An 18,767-nucleotide genomic window follows, 5' to 3' on the forward strand; every position below is an offset into this window, starting at 1 on the left:
GCGGCGGACGTGAGCGGACCGGCGCGCGCACGCCGCGCCTCCCGTCCGGTGCCCGGTGCGTGTCCGCAGGACGCGACCGGACGGCAGGCAGGTGGTCAGGCGGGGAGCGCTGCCTCGATGGCGGCGACGACCTCGGGGGCGTCCGGCTTCGTGGTGGGACGGAAGCGCGTGACGGTGCCGTCGGGGGCGACGAGGAACTTCTCGAAGTTCCACGAGACCCGGCCGGCCTTGCCGGAGGCGTCGGGTGTCTCCTTGAGGGCCTGGTAGAGCGGGTGGGCGCCCTTGCCGTTCACCTTGACCTTCTCGGACATCGGGAACGTGACACCCCAGGTGGTGGAGCAGTACTCGTCGATGGCCTCGGAGGAGCCGAGCTCCTGCAGGAACTGGTTGCTCGGGAACCCGAGGACGGTGAAGCCCCGCGGGCCGTACGTCTTCTGGAGGGCCTCGAGCTGCTCGTACTGCGGCGCGAGCCCGCAGCGCGACGCGACGTTCACGACCAGGACGGCCTTGTCGGCGAAGGTGCCGAAGGTCGTCCGCTCACCGTGCAACGTCGTGATCGCGATGTCGTCGAAGCGTCCCATGCGCCAAACGTTATCCCCAGCCCTGCTGCCTTGCAGGGTGGTCCTCCAGGCAGACCGTAGGATCGTGCGCATGTGTGGAATCGTGGGCTACGTCGGCAGCAAGAGCAGCCAGGAGGTCCTCCTCGGTGGTCTCCGTCGTCTCGAGTACCGCGGCTACGACTCGGCGGGCATCGCCGTCGTCGACCGCCCCGGTGACCTCGTCTCCGCCAAGAAGGCGGGCAAGCTCCAGGCCCTCGTCGACGAGCTCGAGTCGCACCCCGTCGCCGACGGTGCCACCGGCATCGGGCACACCCGCTGGGCGACGCACGGTGGCCCGACCGACGGCAACGCGCACCCGCACCTGGCCGACGGCGGCAAGCTCGCCCTCATCCACAACGGCATCATCGAGAACTTCTCCGAGCTGAAGCAGGAGCTGCTCGCCGAGGGCGTCGAGTTCGCCAGCGAGACCGACTCCGAGGTGGCCGCGCACCTGGTCGGCCGGGCCTTCCGCGAGACCGGCGACCTGACCGCCGCCATGCAGCAGGTCGTGCAGCGGCTCGAGGGTGCGTTCACGCTCCTCGTCGTGCACGCCGACCAGCCGGGCGTCGTCGTCGGTGCCCGACGGAACTCCCCGCTCGTCGTCGGTCTCGGTGACGGCGAGAACTTCATGGGCTCCGACGTGGCCGCGTTCGTCGCGTACACGCAGCGTGCCCTCGCCATCGGGCAGGACGAGATCGCCACGATCCGCCCCGACGGCGTCGACGTCGTCCACTTCGACGGCACCCCGGCCGAGCCGACCGAGTTCGAGGTCAACTGGGACGCCTCGGCCGCCGACAAGGGCGGCTGGTCCTCATTCATGGCGAAGGAGATCAGCGAGGAGCCCGAGGCCGTCGCCAAGACGATCCTCGGCCGCGTGCACGACGGCGCGGTCACGCTCACGGACCTCGACCCGATCGCGGACCGGCTGCAGCAGGTCGACCGGGTCATCGTCATCGCCTGCGGCACCGCGGCCTACGCCGGCATCCTCGGCAAGTACGCCATCGAGCAGTGGGCCCGGATCCCGGTCGAGGTCGAGCTCGCCCACGAGTTCCGCTACCGCGACCCCGTGCTCGACGGCCGCACCCTCGTCGTGTCGATCAGTCAGTCCGGCGAGACCATGGACACCCTCATGGCGGTCAAGTACGCCCGCGAACAGGGCGCGCAGGTGCTCTCGATCTGCAACACGCAGGGCGCCACGATCCCGCGTGAGTCCGACGCCGTGATCTACACGCACGCCGGTCCCGAGGTCGCCGTCGCGTCGACGAAGGCGTTCATCGCGCAGGGTGTCGCCCTGTACCTGCTCGGGCTCCACCTCGCGACGCTGAAGGGCACGCTGACGTCGGAGCAGATCGCCGAGCAGGTCGCCGAGCTCGAGGGCCTCGCCCCGAAGCTCCAGCAGACCATCGACGACGCGTCCGGCATCAAGGACCTGGCGCGCTGGATGGCGGACACCCGGAGCGTGCTGTTCCTCGGCCGCCACGTCGGGTACCCGATCGCGCTCGAGGGTGCGCTCAAGCTCAAGGAGCTCGCGTACATCCACGCCGAGGGCTTCGCCGCCGGTGAGCTCAAGCACGGTCCGATCGCCCTGATCGAGCCGGGCCAGATCGTCTTCGTCATCGTCCCGTCGCCGCGCGACCAGCGCTCGCTGCACCCGAAGGTCGTCTCGAACATCCAGGAGATCCGCGCGCGCGGGGCACGGGTCATCGCGATCGCGGAAGAGGGCGACGCCGCGGTGCTGCCCTTCGCGGACGAGGTCCTGCGCATCCCGCTGGCGACCCCGCTGTTCGAGCCGCTGCTGGCCGTCGCGCCGCTGCACATGTTCGGCATGGAGCTCGCGGCGGCCAAGGGTCTCGACGTCGACCAGCCGCGCAACCTCGCGAAGTCGGTCACCGTCGAGTAGTCGGTCGTGATCATCGGCATCGGGGTCGACGTCGTCGACACGGAGCGGTTCCGGGGTGTGCTCGAGCGCACCCCGGCGCTCCGGGCGCGGCTGTTCACCCCCGCCGAACAGCTGCGGGACGGTGAGCCGCGGCCGGTGTCGTCGCTCGCGGCCCGGTTCGCGGCGAAGGAAGCCCTCATCAAGGCGTTCGGCTCGAGCGCCGGGTTGAGCTGGCAGGAGCTCGAGGTCGTCGCGGACGACCAGCGGAACCCGTCGCTCACCCTGCACGAGGGTGCCCGTCGTGTGGCCGCGGACCGCGGTGTGACGAACGTCCACCTGTCGCTGTCGCACGACGGCGGGATCGCGACGGCGTTCGTCGTCATCGAAGGGAAGCAATCGTGAGTGCGTTCACCGGGATCACCGTGGACCGCGAAGCGTTGATCGCCAACTACGCAGCCGTGTCGGAGCGGGTGTCGCCCGCCGGGGTCATCGCGGTCGTCAAGGCGAACGCGTACGGGCACGGAGCCGCCGACGCCGCGCGGGCGTTCGTCGACGCCGGGGCGGAGTGGCTCGGGGCCGCCGACGTGGACGAGGGGATCGCGCTCCGCCGGTCGGGCATCGACGAGGGCGTCCGGATCCTCGCGTGGTTGCACGCCCCGGACGAGGACTTCCGTCGCGCCGCGCAGTACGACATCACTCCGGCGGTCTCGAGCGTGTCCCAGCTGGCCGCGGCCGCCGACTCCGAGGTCCCTGCCGTGCACGTCTGCGTCGACACCGGCCTGAGCCGGAACGGCGCCGTCGAGTCCGAGTGGGCCGAGCTCTTCGAGACGGCCGGACGCATCGTCCGCGCGGGTGGTCGCACCCGCGTCGAGGGGCTCATGTCGCACCTGTCGAACGCCTCGCGCGCCGACGACCTCGACCAGGACGCCGCGCTGCAGCGGGCACTCGACGGCCTGGCCGCGCAGGGCATCGTGCCGGACGTCGTGCACCTCGCCGCGAGTGCCGCGAGCATCGCCGTGCCGGAGACCCGTCACGACGCCGCCCGGGTCGGCCTGGCTCTGTACGGGCTCAGCCCGTTCGCCGACCGCACATCGGCCGACCTCGGGCTGCGGCCCGCGATGCGGGTCACGGCCGCGGTGCTCCGGACCGTCCGCGTGGCCGCGGGCGAGGGCGTGAGCTACGGCTACACCTGGCGTGCCGAGACGGACACACGCCTCGCGGTGATCGGGCTCGGGTACGCCGACGGCTTCGACCGCGACTTCGGCAACCGGGTCTCGGTGCGGATCGGCGACCGGCTGTTCCCGGTCGTGGGACGGGTGGCGATGAACGCCATGCACATCGACATCGGCGACGCGGACGTCCACGTGGGCGACGAGGTCGTGCTCTGGGGCGACCCGGCGGACGGCGACCCCGCGGTCGAGGACTGGGCGGCCGCCATCGGCACCATCAACTACGAGGTGGTCGCCAGGGTCGGCCGCAGCGTGGAACGGAGGACGACGTGAACGCGCCGCTGCGCCGGGCCCGGATCGACCTCGACGCCTACCGGTCGAACCTCGACCTCGTGCGCGAGTGGATGGAGCCGGTCGAGGTCATGGCGATCATGAAGGCCGACGCCTACGGTCACGGCCTCGAGCCGATCGCCCTCGCTGCCGTCGACGCCGGCGTGCGGTGGATCGGCGTGCTGACGGTGCCGGCGGCCCTGCGCCTCCGGTCGATCGGGGTCGGCGAGGACGTCCACCTGTTCACCTGGCAGCACGACCCGGCGCTCGACTTCCGCGACGCGATCGACTCGGCGGTCGACCTCGGTGTCTCGAACCTGGCCGAGCTGCAGCGGGTCATCGACGCGGTCGACCAGCGCCCCGCACGGGTGCACCTCGGCGTCGACTCCGGGCTGCACCGTGACGGCGCGACCGCCGACGCCTGGCCGGAGTTGGTGTCGCTCGCGCTGGACGCGCAGCGCGCCGGTCGCATCGAGGTCGTCGCCGCGTACACGCACCTCGCCGAGTCCTCCGACGACGACGACAGTGCCGCGGTGGCCGTCTTCGACCGCGCCGTCGAGACCGCGGAGGACCTCGGGCTGGACCTGCCGATGGAGCACGTCGCCGCGTCCCTCGCCGGGCTCGAGCGCAAGGAGTTCCGCAAGGACATGGTCCGGATGGGCGCGAACCTGTTCGGCATCCCCGGTGCGGACGGGGTGTCCGCCGCCGACCTCGGGCTCGAACCGGTGATGACGTTGACGGCCTCGGTCGCGAAGACGAAGCGCGTGCCGGTCGACACCGGCGTCTCCTACGACTACACGTACCGCACGGCCTCGGAGACGACGCTCGCGCTCGTGCCCGTCGGGTACGCCGACGGGGTGCCGCGCCTGGCGCAGGGCCGGATCGAGGTGACGATCGCGGGCAAGCGGTACCCGATCGCCGGCCGTGTCGCGATGGACCAGTTCCTGGTCGACGTCGGCGACGACGAGGTGCGCGTGGGTGACCCGGTCGTGCTGTTCGGCACGGGGGAGCACGGCGAGATGACCGTCCTCGAGTGGGGCGAGGCGCTCGGCACCATCGGTGAGGAGATCACCTGCCGCATCGGCGCCCGTGTCCCGCGTGAGGTCGTCGGGTACGAGGTCGAGGGTCGCGTCGGCGCCTACCTGCGGGAGCAGCCGTGACCGACGCCCGCGTGCTGCTCGACACGACGGTGGCGACGACCGACGAGATGGGCGCGCTGGGCGCCCGGCTCGCGCGGGTCCTGCGGGCAGGCGACCTCGTCGTGCTGACCGGTCCGCTCGGCGCCGGCAAGACGACGCTGACCCGTGGCCTCGGCGCCGCGCTCGGTGCACGCGGGCAGGTGTCGAGCCCGACGTTCGTGCTCGCCCGGACCCACCCGACGACGACGGGGCCGGACCTCGTGCACGTGGACGCGTACCGGTTGACCGACCCGGTGGAGCTCGACGACCTCGACCTCGACTGGGACGCCGCGATCGTGGTGGTCGAGTGGGGCCGGGGCTTCGTCGACGGCATCTCCGACGAGGTGCTCGACGTCGAGATCGTCCGCGCGACGGGAGCGGACGCGTCCGACGTCGACGACGCAGACCTCGACCCGGACGACGTGCCGGACGAGCCCCGACGGGTGATCGTCACGGCGACCGGGCCGCGCTGGGCAGACACCGCGCTCTGACGGCGAGGCCGACCGGCACGGCGATCGCGCCTACGATGGACGCGTGCTCCTCGCGATCGACACGTCCGCCGGTACCTCGGTCGCCGTCGTCGACCCGGCCACCGGACACGCCCTCGCCGAGCGCAGCACCGACGACTCCCGTCGCCACGCCGAGGTGGTCGGCCCGTTCCTCGCCGAGGTCCTCGCCGAGGCCGGCATCACGGGCGCCGGTGTCACCGGCGTGGTCGCAGGCATGGGCCCCGGCCCCTTCACCGGTCTGCGCGTCGGCATCGCCGCCGCGCGCACCTTCGCCGCGGCCCGCGACGTGCCCTTCCTGCCCCTCGTCAGCCACGACGCCATCGCGGCGGACCTGCCGCAGCGCCCCGTCGTCGTCCTGACGGACGCCCGCCGTCGCGAGGTCTACTGGAGCGCGTACGACGAGACCGGAGCGCGGGTGGCGGGTCCGGGACTCGCGAAGCCGGCCGACGTGGACGAGGCGATCCGCGCCTCCCGTCCGCACGCGGCGACCTGGGAGCGCGTGACGGTCGCGACCGTGCCGGCCGGGAGGCTCGGGGCGCTCGCCGCTGACCGGCTCGCCTCCGACGCACCCTTCGCCGACGACACCCCGCTCTACCTGCGCGACCCCGACGTGACGATGCCGGGGGCCCCGAAGCGGGTCGTCCGGTGAGCGGCCTGCCCGAAGGCCTGCGGCTGCGGCGAGCGGTGCCGCAGGACCTCGACGACATCATGTGGCTCGAGCACGTGTCCTTCCCGACCGACGCGTGGTCGGCGTCGCAGATGGCGGGGGAGCTGTACTCGCCGCACGGGTACTACGTCGTCGTGGAGACGACGGACGACGGTGCGCCGGCGGTCGTGGGCTACGCCGGGTTGTCCTCGCTCGCCGGCAACCCGGTCGCCGACGTGCAGACCATCGCCGTCGCCGCCGACCAGCGGGGCAGGGGACTCGGGAAGGTACTCTTCACGGAGCTCCTCGACGAGGCCCGTCGTCGTGGCGTGCACGAGGTGTTCCTCGAGGTCCGCGCCGACAACCCCGTCGCGCAGGCGATGTACACGGCGGCCGGGTTCGAACGCATCGCCGTGCGGCCCCGCTACTACCAGCCCGACGGCGTCGACGCGTGGGTGATGCGGGCGGAGCTCCCCGTCACGCCCGGTGCGTCCACCGGTGTCGGCCCCATCGGACAGGAGACCCTCGGTGAGCGCGACTGAACCCCTGGTGCTCGGGATCGAGACGAGCTGCGACGAGACTGGCGTCGGCATCGTCCGCGGGACGACCCTGCTCGCCAACGTGATCGCGTCGAGCATGGACGAGCACGCCCGCTACGGCGGCGTCGTGCCCGAGGTCGCCGCGCGCGCGCACCTCGAGGCGATGGCCCCGACCCTGCACGAGGCCCTCGACCGCGCCGGCGTGACCCTCGACGAACTCGACGCGGTCGCCGTGACCGCCGGCCCCGGGCTCGCGGGCGCGCTCATGGTCGGTGTCGGCGCGGCGAAGGCGCTGGCGGTCGCGACGGGCAAGCCCCTGTACGGCGTCAACCACCTGGTCGGACACGTCGGTGCTGACGTCCTGCGCGCCGACGGCAGCGCCATCGAACTGCCGACCGTGGCGCTGCTCGTGTCCGGTGGGCACACGTCGCTGCTGCTCGTGCGCGACCTGGTCGGCGACGTCGAGCTGCTCGGCGAGACCATCGACGACGCCGCGGGCGAGGCGTTCGACAAGGTCGCGCGGCTCCTCGGCCTGCCGTACCCGGGCGGGCCGCAGATCGACCGTGCCGCCGCGGACGGCGACCCGACGGCCATCCGGTTCCCCCGGGGGCTGACGCTGCCGAAGGACATGGCGCAGCACCGCTACGACTTCTCGTTCTCGGGGTTGAAGACCGCCGTCGCACGGTGGGTGGAGAAGTGCCGGGACGAGGGCCGCGAGGTCCCGGTCGCCGACGTGGCCGCGTCGTTCCGTGAGGCCGTGGTCGACGTGCTGCTCACGAAGGCGCTCGCCGCGTGCCGCGACACCGGCGTCGACCGGCTGCTGCTCGGCGGCGGGGTCGTCGCGAACGCGCGGCTCCGGGCGGTCGCCGAGGAGCGCTGCGCCGCCGCCGGGGTGGCGCTGCGGATCCCGCCGTTCGACCTCTGCACCGACAACGGCGCGATGATCGCGGCCGTCGGAGCGCGCCTGGTCGCCGAGGGGCACGCGCCGAGTGACCTCGGCATCGCCGCCGACTCCACCCTGCCAGTGACGACCGTCCAGGTCTGACCAGCGGGCCCGCAGCCGTCCGCGCCGGTCCGGAGCCGTCCGAACCGGTCCGGAGTCCTTGTGGGAGGATGCTCGGGAGGCACCGACCGACCATGGTGCCGAGAGGGGTGGACGGTGTCCGATCAGAACCAGTGGCCGAAGCCGGGCGAGTCGAACGGCTCGACCAACGGACAGCAGCACGACGGGCGGTCCGGCGCCCAGCAGCCTCCGCAGTCGGCCCCGTCGAGCGGTGCGCAGGACCCCTGGTCGCGGTCCGGTCAGGGCACCTCGGCGCAGGGCGTCGGGAGCGCCCCGTACGGTCAGCCGTCGCAGGGCAACCCGTACGGACAGCAGGCCCAGGGCAACCCGTACGGACAGTCGCAGTCGGGCCAGCAGGGCAACCCGTACGGACAGTCGCAGCCGGGCCAGCAGGGCAACCCGTACGGACAGTCGCAGCCGGGCCAGCAGGGCAACCCGTACGGACAGTCGCAGCCGGGCCAGCAGGGCAACCCGTACGCCGCCAGCGGCCCCCAGCACAACCCGTACGCCCCACAGCAGGGCGGCAACCCCTACGCCGCGCCGTACGCCACGGGCGGCTACCAGCCCTACGCGCAGCGGCCGAAGACGAACACCCTCGCGATCCTGTCGATCGTGTTCGCGTACGCCGGCATCATCATCTGGCCCGTCGTCATCCTGACGAGCCCGGCCGGGGCGATCATGGGCCACATCGCCCTCGGCAAGATCAAGCAGACCGGAGAGGGCGGTCGGGGCCTCGCCCTCGCCGGCATCATCGGCGGCTGGGTGCTCACGGGGCTCTACGTCCTGTTCGCGATCCTCTTCATCGCCCTCATCGCCAGCACCGGTGGCGGCTACTCCGACCCGTACGACTACGACCCGAGCGCCTTCGTCGGCTGAGCGCTCCCGGCCAACGACAGGACCCCGCGAGATGCTCGCGGGGTCCTGTCGTTCCCCGGGAGTACCCGGGGTTGCTCGGGAGTGCGCGCGACGCCCTGCGCCGGGGCGCTACCCGGCCACGTCGGTGAGCCGCTCGCACAGGACCGCGGTGTGCCGCCCCTCCAGGCGGGTGAGCACGAGCGTGACCGACCGCCGCCCCCGCAACCGCAGCCGCTTCCGGAACTGCGCCGGGTCGACGTCGACGCCGCGCTTCTTGATCTCCACCGTGCCGACGTCCTCCGCCGCCAGGCGCGCCGCGAGTTGCTTCACGTCGAGCGGCATCGTGTCGAGCACGCGGAACCCCTGCGCGAACGGCGTCGACACCGCGCGGTCGGAGGTGACGTACGCGATCCCGTCGGAGAGCATCCGACCGTCGATCGACCGGGCCAGGTCGCCGATGAGCCGGGCGCGGATCACGGCCCCGTCCGGCTCGTACAGGTACGAGCCGACCGGCCCGACCTCGACGTCCTCGGCGTCGGCCGCCCCGGTCAGCTCGGCGATCCCGTGTGCGCCGATGACGGTCGCCGCACGGCGGACCCCGTCACGGGCGAGCGGGCCGGACCAGAGGACGAGCTCGACGACCTCGCGGTCGACGGACACCCACTGGGCCTCGAGGGTGTCGGGGATGAGGTCACGGTCGATGCCGGGCCCGAGCTTCACGCCCGTCGGGGTCGTTGTCGCCGCTGCGAACACGGTGTCGAGCGACGGTGACCAGTCGTCCGGGTCGGCCAGGCGCTTCGTGTTCGCGTGTCCCGCCGTGCGTCGTGCGGGGTCCATCCACACGCCGTCGACGCGGGACAGGTCGAACGTCGCCGCGTCGCCGAGCTCCACGCGCGCGTTCGGCCAGAGGGCGAGGTTGTGGGTCGCGACGGCCGCGGTCACCTCGTCGCGGTCGACGGCGGTCACGTCGAGGTCGAGCGCCGCCATGGCCATCGCGTCGCCGCCGATGCCGCAGCCGAGGTCGGCGACCCGTCGGATCCCCGCCGCGGCGAACCGGCCGGCGTGCTGCGCGGCGACCTGCAGCCGGGTGGCCTGCTCGAGCCCGGCCTCGGTGAAGAGCATCCGTGCGGCGAAGTCCCCGAACTTCCCTCTCGCCTTCTGCCGGAGCTTCGCCTGCGTCAGGACGGCGGCCACGAGCCCGGGATCGTGCCCCTCGCCGCGCAGCCGCGAGACGACCCGGACGATCTCGCCCCCGTCCGAGACGCCGGGGGTACGGTCGAGCAGGGCCATCCCCTCGGGGGTCAGCAACTGGGCGAGGTCGGCGGCTTCCACCCGACGATCCTCCCAGGTCGCCGAGGAGCCCGACACGTGCTGGCACTCGGATTGACCGAGTGCCAGACTGTCCCTAGAGTTGGCGTTGGCACTCTCCTGTGCGTAGTGCCAACCGGTTCCCATCTGTACCGAGTCAGTACCGAGAAAGAAGAGGTCACCGTGGCCGTCACCATCAAGCCGCTCGAGGATCGCATCGTCATCCGCCAGGTCGAGGCGGAGCAGACCACCGCTTCCGGTCTCGTCATCCCGGACACCGCGAAGGAGAAGCCCCAGGAGGGCGAGGTCGTCGCCGTGGGCCCGGGTCGCATCGACGACAACGGCAACCGCGTCCCGCTCGACGTCGCCGTCGGCGACAAGGTCATCTACTCGAAGTACGGCGGCACCGAGGTGAAGTACTCCGGTGAGGACCTGCTCGTCCTCTCGGCGCGCGACGTCCTCGCGGTCATCGAGCACTGAGACCAGTACTCCTCGACGAACGCCCCGTCCGGCTCGCAGCCGGCGGGGCGTTCGCGCGTCCGGAGGCGCCGGAGCGCTGTGCGGACGGGAGGCTCGCCCCACGCCCGCCGGGACGGTGCTGGTTCCTAGGATGGTTCCGTGAGTGAACCGACCCCCGTGCGCCCCGCACGCAGCGAGGCATCCGTCGGCGTCGTGCAGGCGATCGTGGCGTACGGGCTCTGGGGTCTCATGCCCCTGCTCTTCGCGGCGATGGCCCCCGCCGGTGCGTTCGAGATCGTCGCCTGGCGGATCGTCTTCGGCCTGGTCTTCTGCGCGGTCGCGATCGCCGTGACGCGGTCGTGGCTCCGCACCCGCTCCCTCATCGCCCAGCGCCGGGTGATGCTCGTGATGGGGCTCGCGGCCGTGCTCATCCTGGTGAACTGGACCGTGTACGTCGCCGCCACGACGACGGGCCACACGGTCGAGGCCGCGCTCGGCTACTTCATCAACCCGCTCGTGACGATCGCACTCGGTGTCGTCGTGCTCCGCGAGCGGCTCCGTGCGGCGCAGTGGGCAGCGGTCGGGATCAGCGTCGTGGCCGTCGTCGTCATCGCGGTCGGCTACGGGCAGGTGCCGTGGATCTCGCTCGCCCTCGCGTTCTCGTTCGGGCTCTACGGGCTCGTCAAGAAGCGTGTCGGCGGGACCGTCGACGCGTTGAGCGGGCTGACGCTCGAGACCGTCTGGTTGCTACCGATCGCGGTCGGGGCGCTCGTCGTGCTCGGGGTCACGGGCCTCGGAGGCGGGGTGACGTTCACGAGCGAGGGGTGGCCGCACGCCCTCGTCACGGTGCTGACCGGCCCGGCGACCGCGGTGCCGCTGCTGCTCTTCGCGTCGTCGGCGCGGCGGGTGAGCCTGTCGACGCTCGGGCTGACGCAGTACCTCGCGCCGGTCATGCAGCTGCTCGTCGGTGTCGTCGTGCAGCACGAGGCGATGCCGCCCGCGCGGTGGATCGGCTTCGGCATCGTCTGGGTCGCACTCGTGGTCCTGACGGTCGACAGCTTCGCGGCCGCTCGGGCAGCGCGGCGCCGGACGCTCGCGCCTTCGGCGGCCGAGCCGGTCTGACGGCGGGGAGCCGCGCCTCCCGGCCGTCGCCACGTCCGTGCGCCGGAGTGGTGCAACAGCGGAACAGTCCCCCGCCGGAAGCCGGCGGGGGACTGTCGCGCTCGCAGAGGTGTTACTCCGAGACCGAGCCCTGGATGGCGCTCTGGTACACGGGCTTGTTCTCGCCGTCGAACTTGTAGATGCCGATGTAGGCGCTCGACGGGTCGTTCTCGTCGTCGAACGGACCGATGCCGGACGGACCGGTGTAGTGGATGTCCTCACCCTCGTCGAGCAGGTCCTTGCACTCCTTGAACGTCGCGCACTCGGTGCCGCCGTCCGCACCGGACACCGCGGCCATGTTGGCCTGGATGGTGCCGGAGTCGGTGCCCTTGCCCTTCACCGCGGCGAGGGCGGCGAGGGTCGTGGCGTCGTAGGACTCCGCCGCGTACGAGTAGTCGGCGAGTTCCTTGCCCGACGACTCCTTGTAGAAGTCGGCGAGGCGCTGCTTCAGGTCGTCCTCCGGGCTGGCACCGGGGATGGTGCCCTGGGCGCCCTCGAGCGTGCCCTTGTCGAAGTCCTTCGAGTAGTCCGCGGTGTTGCCGTCGGACATGTAGATCTTCGCCATGTCGGCGTTCTGCGACTTCAGCTCGGGGATGATCGACTTCGTCTCGTCGAAGGCGAGCACCACGATGGCGTCCGGCTTCGCCGCCAGGGCGGCCGTGACCTCGGACGAGAACGTCGTCTGGCCGGGCGGGAACTCCTGGCCCTTGCCCTTGCCGCCGTAGACGACCTGGCCGCCCGAGTCCTCGACCGCCTGCTGCACCGAGTCGCGGAGGCCGGTGCCGTAGGTGTCGTTGAAGACCAGGAACGCGACCGTGGCGTTGCCGTCACCCGTGACGAGCTGGCCGAGCGCCGAGCCCTGCACCGAGTCCGGCGGAGCGGTCCGGAAGTAGTGCGACGAGTACCCGGACAGGTCGGTCGCCGTGTTCGCCGGCGAGATCTGCACGATGCAGTTGCTCGTCAGCTGGTCGATGACGTTCAGCGTGACGCTGGACGACTCGGCACCGATCACGACGGGGACCTCGGCGTTGACGAGCTTCGTCGCGGCGGAGCTCGACACGGTCATGTCGTTGCTGTCACCGGAGTCGGTGGCCGGGTCGATGCTGACGTCCTTGTCGAGCACGCCGCCCGCGGCGTTGATGTCCTCGACGGCGAGGCCGACACCGGACTCGGCCGGCGGGTTGAGGTACGACAGCGTGCCCGTGAGCGGGAGGATCGTGCCGATCTTCAGCGCGTCGGTGCCCGGGGTGTCGGGGGCCTTGCAGCTCGCGGCCGGGTCCTTCTTCGCGCCGCCGGCGGAGGCGGAGGAGGTGGTCTCGGCGCTGCCGCTGGTGGAACACGCGGCGAGGAGGAGCGCTGCCGCTCCCGCCACTGCCAGTGCCGTGGTGGCACGGGTGGTTCTGGTCATCCGTGGAGCCCTTTCTCTGCGCGGAGGTCCAACCGCATCGGGTCGAGCGCGGTCTCCTCCGCGTGGGTTGCCGAGAAAACTAGGGCCGAAGTGTTTCGCCTGTGTGTCCGGCATCGGCACCTGGACGTTTCGTTACACACCCGTGACGAAAGTCTGGAGCCGCACGGGAACCCCTGATGAGGAGTCCGTCCGGACGGTCTCCGGGTCGCACGGGCGTGGACCGCTCCTGCTCGGGCGTCGCTGGAGCGCTCCTTCCGCTGGCCCGTCGACGGCGCACTGTGCTGGTCGCGCGGATCCGGACGAGCACTGCGGCGACCGCGCGTAGCGTCCGGCCCATGAGCGACGCAGCTTCCACGACAACGTTCCGTCCCACCCGTGCGATCGTCACCGGCGCCGAGTCCGGCATCGGCCGGGCCACCGCCGTGGCGCTCGCCGCTGCCGGCATGGACGTCGGCATCACCTACCTGTCCGAGCCCGAACGGGCCGAGGAGACCGCCGCCGAGATCCGGCAGTCGGGGCGGCAGGCGTTCGTGGCGCAGATCGACGTCACCCGGCTCGACGAGGCGGGCGCCGTGATCGAGCAGCTCGCCTCGCAGCTCGGCGGCGTCGACGTGATCGTCGCCGACGCCGGGACCGGCGACAACGCGCCGTTCCTCGACATCACGCTCGACCAGTGGCGGCACACCGTTGCGACCGACCTCGACGGCGCCTTCGTCACGATCCAGGCGGCCGCGCGGCTGATGGTCCAGCAGGGCACGGGCGGACGCATCATCGGCATCACGAGCGTGCACGAGCACCAGCCCCGGTACGGGTCGAGTGCGTACGACGCCGCCAAGCACGGGCTCGGCGGACTCCTCAAGACCGTGGCGATCGAGCTCGCGGAGCACGGCATCACGGCGAACGCCGTCGCGCCGGGGGAGATCGCGACCCGGATGACCGGGGCAGAGGACGAGGACCCGCACACGATCTCCCGTCCGGGGGTGCCGCTCGGCCGGCCGGGCAACGCGTGGGAGATCGCCGCGGCGGTGGCGTTCCTGGCGTCGCCCGCGTCGTCGTACATCACCGGGGTGTCCCTGCCCGTCGACGGCGGCATGCTCCAGATGGGCCCGCACGGCGGCAGCCACATCACCTCCGACGACTGGCGGAGCGCCTGACCCGCGTCCCTCCCTCCCCGCAACGCCGTTTGTCGACCGAGACGCCTCCCGCCTGCCGAGACGCCTCCCTGTCGCCGAGACGCCGCGACTTCTGACGGCGTCTCGGCGCGGGTGAGGCGTCCCATGCTGACGCCGGCGTCTCGCATGGCATGCGGCCGTCGTGCGTCGACGTCCGCGTCCCGCGCGTCAGCGGGGTCGCTCGGCCCAGCCTCGACCGAGCGGCAGCCCCGCTGCGAGCAGCACCGGAGCGAGGAGCGCCGGTGCCGCGGCCTCGCGCATGCACCACCGCGCGAAGCCGGTCACCTGCGGCAGGCGCCGGATGGCGTCCTCCCGTCGCTTCTCGGCCCGGAGTGTCTCGCGGTCGTCGTACTTCGCCCGACCGTCGAACTCGCCGACCACGCCGGTGCTCGGCCACCAGAAGTCGACCCGGAATCGCCCTGCATCCGTCGTGAACTCCTGCTGCAGCACGGGTGGCTGGACACCGAGCTCCCGCATCGTCACCCGGCTCAGGGACTCTCCCGCCGATTCCGACTCGGCGTCGGCGAGGTCGAGGGCCGTCCGGGCCACCCGCGACCCTCGTCCACCTGCGCGGGCGGTGCACTCCCGCTCGAGCGCGTCACGAGGGACGGTGCCCAGGTGGAGCACGTGGTCGAGGACCAGGACCGCGTGCTCCAGCGGCACGACGTGCACGATGTCGGTCACGGTCCGCAGGAGTGACGTCACCGCGTTGCCGTCCAGCCGGACCACGTCGCGCGGAGTGAGCACGCCCGTGTGCCGGACGACTCCGCGGCCGACGTGGGTCTTCTCGAGCAACGGGTCCGTCACGTGCAGGCGCCAGTCCCACCGGCCGAGCTCGGGCAGCCCCCAGAGCACCCCGGCGGACCGGTGCGAGACCACCGCGCACCGCCGGAGTGCCGCGGCGCGGCTGCGCACGACGAGCCGGCGACGTCCACGATCGTCCAACGCGTCCCACTCGTGGCGCTCGACCGCCGCTCCGTGGAACAGACGGACGGGGTCCTCGAGTTCTGCAGGACGGCGGGCGACCACCCGCGGAGGCGGAGGCGTCGGGGGCATGTCCGACACGATGGCGCACCCATGCGTCGGACGGAGGCCGAGGGACAGGGTTGGGGAGAGCCTCCCGTCCGATGGCGGCGGTGCAGGACGAAGCGAGACGCCCCCGTCAACGCGAGACGCCCCCGGAGCTCCGAACGCCGCCGGATCCGGCGGTGTCCCGACGCAGCGGGGGCGTCTCGACGCGACGAGGGCGTCCAGTGCTGGGTCAGCCGCGGTAGTTGGGGGCCTCGACGACCATCTTGATGTCGTGCGGGTGGGACTCCTTGAGCCCGGCCGCGGTGATGCGGACGAACCTGCCGCGGGCCTTGAGCTCCGGGACGGTGCGGCCGCCGACGTAGAACATCGACTGCCGCAGGCCGCCGACGAGCTGGTAGACGGCGTTCGCGACCGAGCCACGGTAGGGCACCTGGCCCTCGATGCCCTCGGGGATGAGCTTCTCGTCCGAGGGGACGTCGGCCTGGAAGTAGCGGTCCTTCGAGTACGAGGTCTTCTCGCCGCGGGTCTGCAGCGCGCCGAGGGAGCCCATCCCGCGGTACGCCTTGTACTGCTTGCCGCCGACGAACACCAGGTCGCCCGGGGACTCGTCGGTACCCGCCAGGAGTGAGCCGAGCATGACCGTGTCCGCGCCGGCGACCAGGGCCTTCGCGATGTCGCCCGAGTACTGCAGGCCGCCGTCGGCGATGACCGGCACGCCGGCCTCACGCGCGGCGAGCGACGCCTCGTACACGGCGGTGACCTGCGGGACGCCGACGCCGGCGACGACGCGGGTGGTGCAGATGGAGCCCGGGCCGACGCCGACCTTGACCGCGTCGACACCGGCGTCGACGAGCGCCTGTGCGCCCTCACGCGTCGCGACGTTGCCGCCGATCACGTCGATGCCGTCGAACGAGGCGTCGGCCTTCAGACGGCGGACCATGTCGAGGACGCCCTCGCTCTCGCCGTTCGCGGTGTCGACGACGAGCACGTCGACCCCGGCGTCGCGCAGGGCCTCCGCGCGCTGCCAGGCGTCGCCGAAGAAGCCGATCGCGGCGCCGACGCGCAGACGGCCCTCGTCGTCCTTCGTGGCGTCCGGGTACTTCTCGCTCTTGTCGAAGTCCTTGACGGTGATGAGCCCGCGGAGCCTGCCGTCGGCGTCGACCAGCGGGAGCTTCTCGATCTTGTGCTGCGCGAAGATCGCGACGGCTTCCTCGGGGTCGATGCCCTCGGCCGCGGTGATGAGCGGCGCCTTGGTCATGACGTCGCGGACGAGCGTCGTGCCCATCTCGAACGGCGCGACGAAGCGCATGTCGCGGTTCGTGATGATGCCGACGAGGGTACCGTCCGACTCGACGACCGGCAGGCCGGAGACGCGGAACTGACCGCACAGGGCGTCGACCTCGGCGACGGTGGCGTCGGGGGTCGTGGTCACCGGGTTCGTGATCATGCCCGACTCGGACCGCTTGACCTTGTCGACGTACGCGGCCTGGTCCTCGATGGACATGTTGCGGTGCAGGATGCCGATGCCGCCCTGTCGGGCCATGGCGATCGCCATCCGGGCCTCGGTGACGGTGTCCATCGCCGCGGACAGCAGCGGGACGTTGACCGAGATGCGCTTGGTGAGCCGGGACGTCGTGGACGCCTCGCTCGGGATGACGTCGGTGTGCCCCGGCAGGAGCATGACGTCGTCGTACGTGAGTCCGATGAATCCGAACGGATCCGGCTGGTCCATGGGTCCCCTTCGTGGGCGAGGTGAAGTGGTGGCACCGGGGCGCGTCGTCGGGTTCCCGATGGGCCATGGTAACGCGCGCGACACGCGCGCCATTCCGGCGTCCCCCGGCGTCCGAATCTGAACGACAGCTGGGAGAGCCGCCCGAGGTCGTTCCGGAGCGCGCTGTACCGGCCGGACGGGCGGATCCATGCGGATCGGAGGGGCGTCGGTCACGAAAGCAGCACGATTTGTGCAGGAGACGTGATGGAAACACGGGGGACACAAAAAATGCCTATGGTCTCGACATCCGAACGAGAGGCTCATCCGTGGGTTCCATCACTCCGCCGGGGTCAGCGCTCAAGCGCCGACTCCGCCGTGGGGCACCAGGTCGCAACCGCCTGGTCCTCGCCGCAGTACTCTTCCTCGCTTTCCTCGCCACCTTCGCGGTCGACTGGGCAGTGTCGCCCTCGGCCCAGGCGGCGACGAGCAGTCCGTCCGCCAGCAGCAGCCCGGCCACGAGCACCGGGCCGTGCGTGGTCAGCCCGACGAACGGCTGCATCCGGGGCACGATCCTCGACTCCGAGCGCGAGCCCGCCGCCGGGGTCGACGTCGACGTCGTCGGAGCGGGCGGCTTCGACCAGACCGCGACGACCGACGACACCGGCCGCTGGTCCGTCTCGGTCACCGAGGCCGGGCAGTACACCGTCAGCGTCGACCAGGGATCGCTGCCGAAGGGGCAGTACCTGACGAACGCCGCCGACGCCGAGCGCAAGGTGAACGCCACGCTGGGCGCCAACGTCGGACAGATCTTCCAGCTGTCCGACCAGCAGGGCGCCACCACCGCCGACTCGTCGAGCAGCGTCAGCGCCGCCCGGGCCTGGCAGCAGCTCGCGTCCGGCATCCGTCTCGGGCTCCTCATCGCCCTTGCATCGGTCGGGCTGTCGCTCATCTACGGCACCACCGGCCTGTCGAGCTTCTCGCACGGCGAGCAGGTGACCCTCGGCGGCCTCCTCGCCTACGTCTTCGCGAACCAGCTCGGGTGGAACATCTGGGTCACCGGCATCGTCGTCACGCTCCTGTGCGCCGCGACCGGCTACCTGCAGGACGCCGCGATCTGGAAGCCCCTGCGCCGCCGGCGCATCAGCCTCACCCAGCTGATGATCGTCACGATCGGCCTGTCGATCGCCGCGCAGTACGCCTTCCAGTACTTCTTCGGCGCGTCGACCGTGCGCATCCAGCAGGGCAACCCGGAGACGGTGACCTTCGCCGGACTCACCCTGACCGTGCAGTCCTACGTCGCGATGGCCATCGCGCTCGTGGTGCTCGTCGGCACCGGGCTCTTCCTGGCCAAGACCCGCTTCGGCCGCGCCACCCGCGCCGTGTCGGACAACCCGGCGCTCGCCGCCGCGTCCGGCATCGACGTCGACCGGGTGATCCGGTTCGTGTGGACGCTGGCCGCCGGCCTCGCGGGGCTCTCCGGCGTCATGCTCGGCCTGGTCCTCAACGGCGTGAACTGGCAGACCGGCCTCCAGCTGCTGCTGCTCATGTTCGCGTCGGTCACCCTCGGCGGTCTCGGCACCGCCTACGGCGCCCTCGTCGGTTCGATGATCATCGGCATCGTCGTCGAGCTCACGAACCTCGTGCTGCCGGGCGACTTCAAGTACGCCACGGCCCTCGTGATCCTCATCCTCATCCTGCTGTTCCGGCCGCAGGGCATCTTCGGCCGCGCCGAGCGCATCGGCTAAGGGA

The 18,767-nt window shown here is 71.8% G+C and carries 18 protein-coding genes; 13 read left to right on the forward strand and 5 right to left on the reverse strand.

All coding sequences use genetic code 11. The features are described from left to right. Nucleotides 1-95 precede the first annotated feature (95 nt). Nucleotides 96-581, reverse strand: coding sequence for a glutathione peroxidase (locus DEJ23_RS07970; RefSeq protein WP_111239723.1), 486 nt, complete (start codon nucleotides 579-581; stop codon nucleotides 96-98). Nucleotides 582-651: 70 nt separating this feature from the next. On the opposite strand from DEJ23_RS07970, the gene glmS reads away from it, so the two are divergent. From glmS to DEJ23_RS16015, 9 genes are all read left to right on the forward strand, one after another. Then, nucleotides 652-2,499, forward strand: a complete 1,848-nt coding sequence (gene glmS / locus DEJ23_RS07975) for a glutamine--fructose-6-phosphate transaminase (isomerizing) (RefSeq protein ID WP_111239724.1) — start codon at nucleotides 652-654, stop codon at nucleotides 2,497-2,499. A gap of 6 nt (nucleotides 2,500-2,505) precedes the next feature. Continuing rightward, nucleotides 2,506-2,880 (forward strand): holo-ACP synthase, encoded by a 375-nt coding sequence (locus tag DEJ23_RS07980; RefSeq protein ID WP_111239725.1) that lies wholly within the window; start codon nucleotides 2,506-2,508, stop codon nucleotides 2,878-2,880. Next, nucleotides 2,877-3,980, forward strand: coding sequence for an alanine racemase (gene alr / locus DEJ23_RS07985; RefSeq protein ID WP_258375343.1), 1,104 nt, complete (start codon nucleotides 2,877-2,879; stop codon nucleotides 3,978-3,980). The genes DEJ23_RS07980 and alr (DEJ23_RS07985) overlap by 4 nt, the downstream gene beginning before the upstream one ends. Continuing rightward, the gene (gene alr, locus DEJ23_RS07990) at nucleotides 3,977-5,137 is read left to right on the forward strand and encodes an alanine racemase (RefSeq protein WP_181429171.1); all 1,161 of its coding nucleotides are present in this window, start codon (nucleotides 3,977-3,979) and stop codon (nucleotides 5,135-5,137) included. Before alr (DEJ23_RS07985) ends, alr (DEJ23_RS07990) begins: the two co-directional genes overlap by 4 nt. After that, entirely contained in the window at nucleotides 5,134-5,646 is a 513-nt protein-coding gene (gene tsaE, locus DEJ23_RS07995) for a tRNA (adenosine(37)-N6)-threonylcarbamoyltransferase complex ATPase subunit type 1 TsaE (RefSeq protein WP_111239727.1), read from the forward strand. Before alr (DEJ23_RS07990) ends, tsaE begins: the two co-directional genes overlap by 4 nt. Nucleotides 5,647-5,689: 43 nt before the next feature. Next, nucleotides 5,690-6,313 (forward strand): tRNA (adenosine(37)-N6)-threonylcarbamoyltransferase complex dimerization subunit type 1 TsaB, encoded by a 624-nt coding sequence (tsaB, locus tag DEJ23_RS08000; RefSeq protein WP_111239728.1) that lies wholly within the window; start codon nucleotides 5,690-5,692, stop codon nucleotides 6,311-6,313. Beyond that, on the forward strand, nucleotides 6,310-6,852 hold the full coding sequence (rimI, locus tag DEJ23_RS08005; protein ID WP_258375345.1) for a ribosomal protein S18-alanine N-acetyltransferase: 543 nt from the start codon (nucleotides 6,310-6,312) through the stop codon (nucleotides 6,850-6,852). The genes tsaB and rimI overlap by 4 nt, the downstream gene beginning before the upstream one ends. Continuing rightward, complete coding sequence (tsaD, locus tag DEJ23_RS08010; protein WP_181429172.1) at nucleotides 6,839-7,894, forward strand: tRNA (adenosine(37)-N6)-threonylcarbamoyltransferase complex transferase subunit TsaD; 1,056 nt, start codon at nucleotides 6,839-6,841, stop codon at nucleotides 7,892-7,894. Before rimI ends, tsaD begins: the two co-directional genes overlap by 14 nt. 114 nt (nucleotides 7,895-8,008) lie before the next feature. Next, the gene (locus DEJ23_RS16015; RefSeq protein ID WP_111239730.1) at nucleotides 8,009-8,788 is read left to right on the forward strand and encodes a DUF4190 domain-containing protein; all 780 of its coding nucleotides are present in this window, start codon (nucleotides 8,009-8,011) and stop codon (nucleotides 8,786-8,788) included. A gap of 108 nt (nucleotides 8,789-8,896) precedes the next feature. On the opposite strand, the gene DEJ23_RS08020 is transcribed toward DEJ23_RS16015, so the two are convergent. Then, nucleotides 8,897-10,099, reverse strand: coding sequence for a class I SAM-dependent methyltransferase (locus DEJ23_RS08020; protein WP_111239731.1), 1,203 nt, complete (start codon nucleotides 10,097-10,099; stop codon nucleotides 8,897-8,899). A 159-nt stretch (nucleotides 10,100-10,258) separates the two neighbouring features. Between DEJ23_RS08020 and groES the strand changes: the two genes are divergently transcribed. Then, nucleotides 10,259-10,555, forward strand: coding sequence for a co-chaperone GroES (gene groES, locus DEJ23_RS08025; protein WP_056121496.1), 297 nt, complete (start codon nucleotides 10,259-10,261; stop codon nucleotides 10,553-10,555). 138 nt (nucleotides 10,556-10,693) lie between these two features. Next, nucleotides 10,694-11,656 (forward strand): EamA family transporter RarD, encoded by a 963-nt coding sequence (rarD, locus tag DEJ23_RS08030; protein WP_181429173.1) that lies wholly within the window; start codon nucleotides 10,694-10,696, stop codon nucleotides 11,654-11,656. Between the two features lie 112 nt (nucleotides 11,657-11,768). On the opposite strand, the gene DEJ23_RS08035 is transcribed toward rarD, so the two are convergent. Continuing rightward, on the reverse strand, nucleotides 11,769-13,103 hold the full coding sequence (locus DEJ23_RS08035; RefSeq protein ID WP_111239733.1) for an ABC transporter substrate-binding protein: 1,335 nt from the start codon (nucleotides 13,101-13,103) through the stop codon (nucleotides 11,769-11,771). A gap of 335 nt (nucleotides 13,104-13,438) precedes the next feature. Between DEJ23_RS08035 and DEJ23_RS08040 the strand changes: the two genes are divergently transcribed. Beyond that, nucleotides 13,439-14,257, forward strand: coding sequence for an SDR family oxidoreductase (locus tag DEJ23_RS08040; protein WP_111239734.1), 819 nt, complete (start codon nucleotides 13,439-13,441; stop codon nucleotides 14,255-14,257). Nucleotides 14,258-14,443: 186 nt separating this feature from the next. Here the strand turns inward: DEJ23_RS08040 and DEJ23_RS08045 are convergent, their stop codons facing one another. Further along, nucleotides 14,444-15,331, reverse strand: a complete 888-nt coding sequence (locus tag DEJ23_RS08045; protein ID WP_146240228.1) for a hypothetical protein — start codon at nucleotides 15,329-15,331, stop codon at nucleotides 14,444-14,446. Nucleotides 15,332-15,536: 205 nt separating this feature from the next. After that, nucleotides 15,537-17,039, reverse strand: a complete 1,503-nt coding sequence (gene guaB, locus DEJ23_RS08050) for an IMP dehydrogenase (RefSeq protein ID WP_111239736.1) — start codon at nucleotides 17,037-17,039, stop codon at nucleotides 15,537-15,539. A gap of 305 nt (nucleotides 17,040-17,344) precedes the next feature. On the opposite strand from guaB, the gene DEJ23_RS08055 reads away from it, so the two are divergent. After that, a complete protein-coding gene (locus DEJ23_RS08055) occupies nucleotides 17,345-18,763 on the forward strand; it encodes a branched-chain amino acid ABC transporter permease (RefSeq protein WP_258375346.1) in 1,419 nt (472 codons plus the stop codon). Nucleotides 18,764-18,767 lie beyond the last annotated feature (4 nt).

This window comes from Curtobacterium sp. MCSS17_008 (genome assembly GCF_003234185.1).
Taxonomy (GTDB): Bacteria; Actinomycetota; Actinomycetes; order Actinomycetales; family Microbacteriaceae; genus Curtobacterium.

Excerpts from the sequence above, each read along its gene's own strand:
- DEJ23_RS07970 (WP_111239723.1), bottom strand. The coding sequence starts at position 581 with ATGGGACGCTTCGACGACATCGCGATCACGACGTTGCACGGTGAGCGG.
- glmS (WP_111239724.1), top strand. The coding sequence starts at position 652 with ATGTGTGGAATCGTGGGCTACGTCGGCAGCAAGAGCAGCCAGGAGGTC.
- DEJ23_RS08035 (WP_111239733.1), bottom strand. The coding sequence starts at position 13,103 with ATGACCAGAACCACCCGTGCCACCACGGCACTGGCAGTGGCGGGAGCG.
- DEJ23_RS08040 (WP_111239734.1), top strand. The coding sequence starts at position 13,439 with ATGAGCGACGCAGCTTCCACGACAACGTTCCGTCCCACCCGTGCGATC.
- DEJ23_RS08045 (WP_146240228.1), bottom strand. The coding sequence starts at position 15,331 with ATGCCCCCGACGCCTCCGCCTCCGCGGGTGGTCGCCCGCCGTCCTGCA.
- guaB (WP_111239736.1), bottom strand. The coding sequence starts at position 17,039 with ATGGACCAGCCGGATCCGTTCGGATTCATCGGACTCACGTACGACGAC.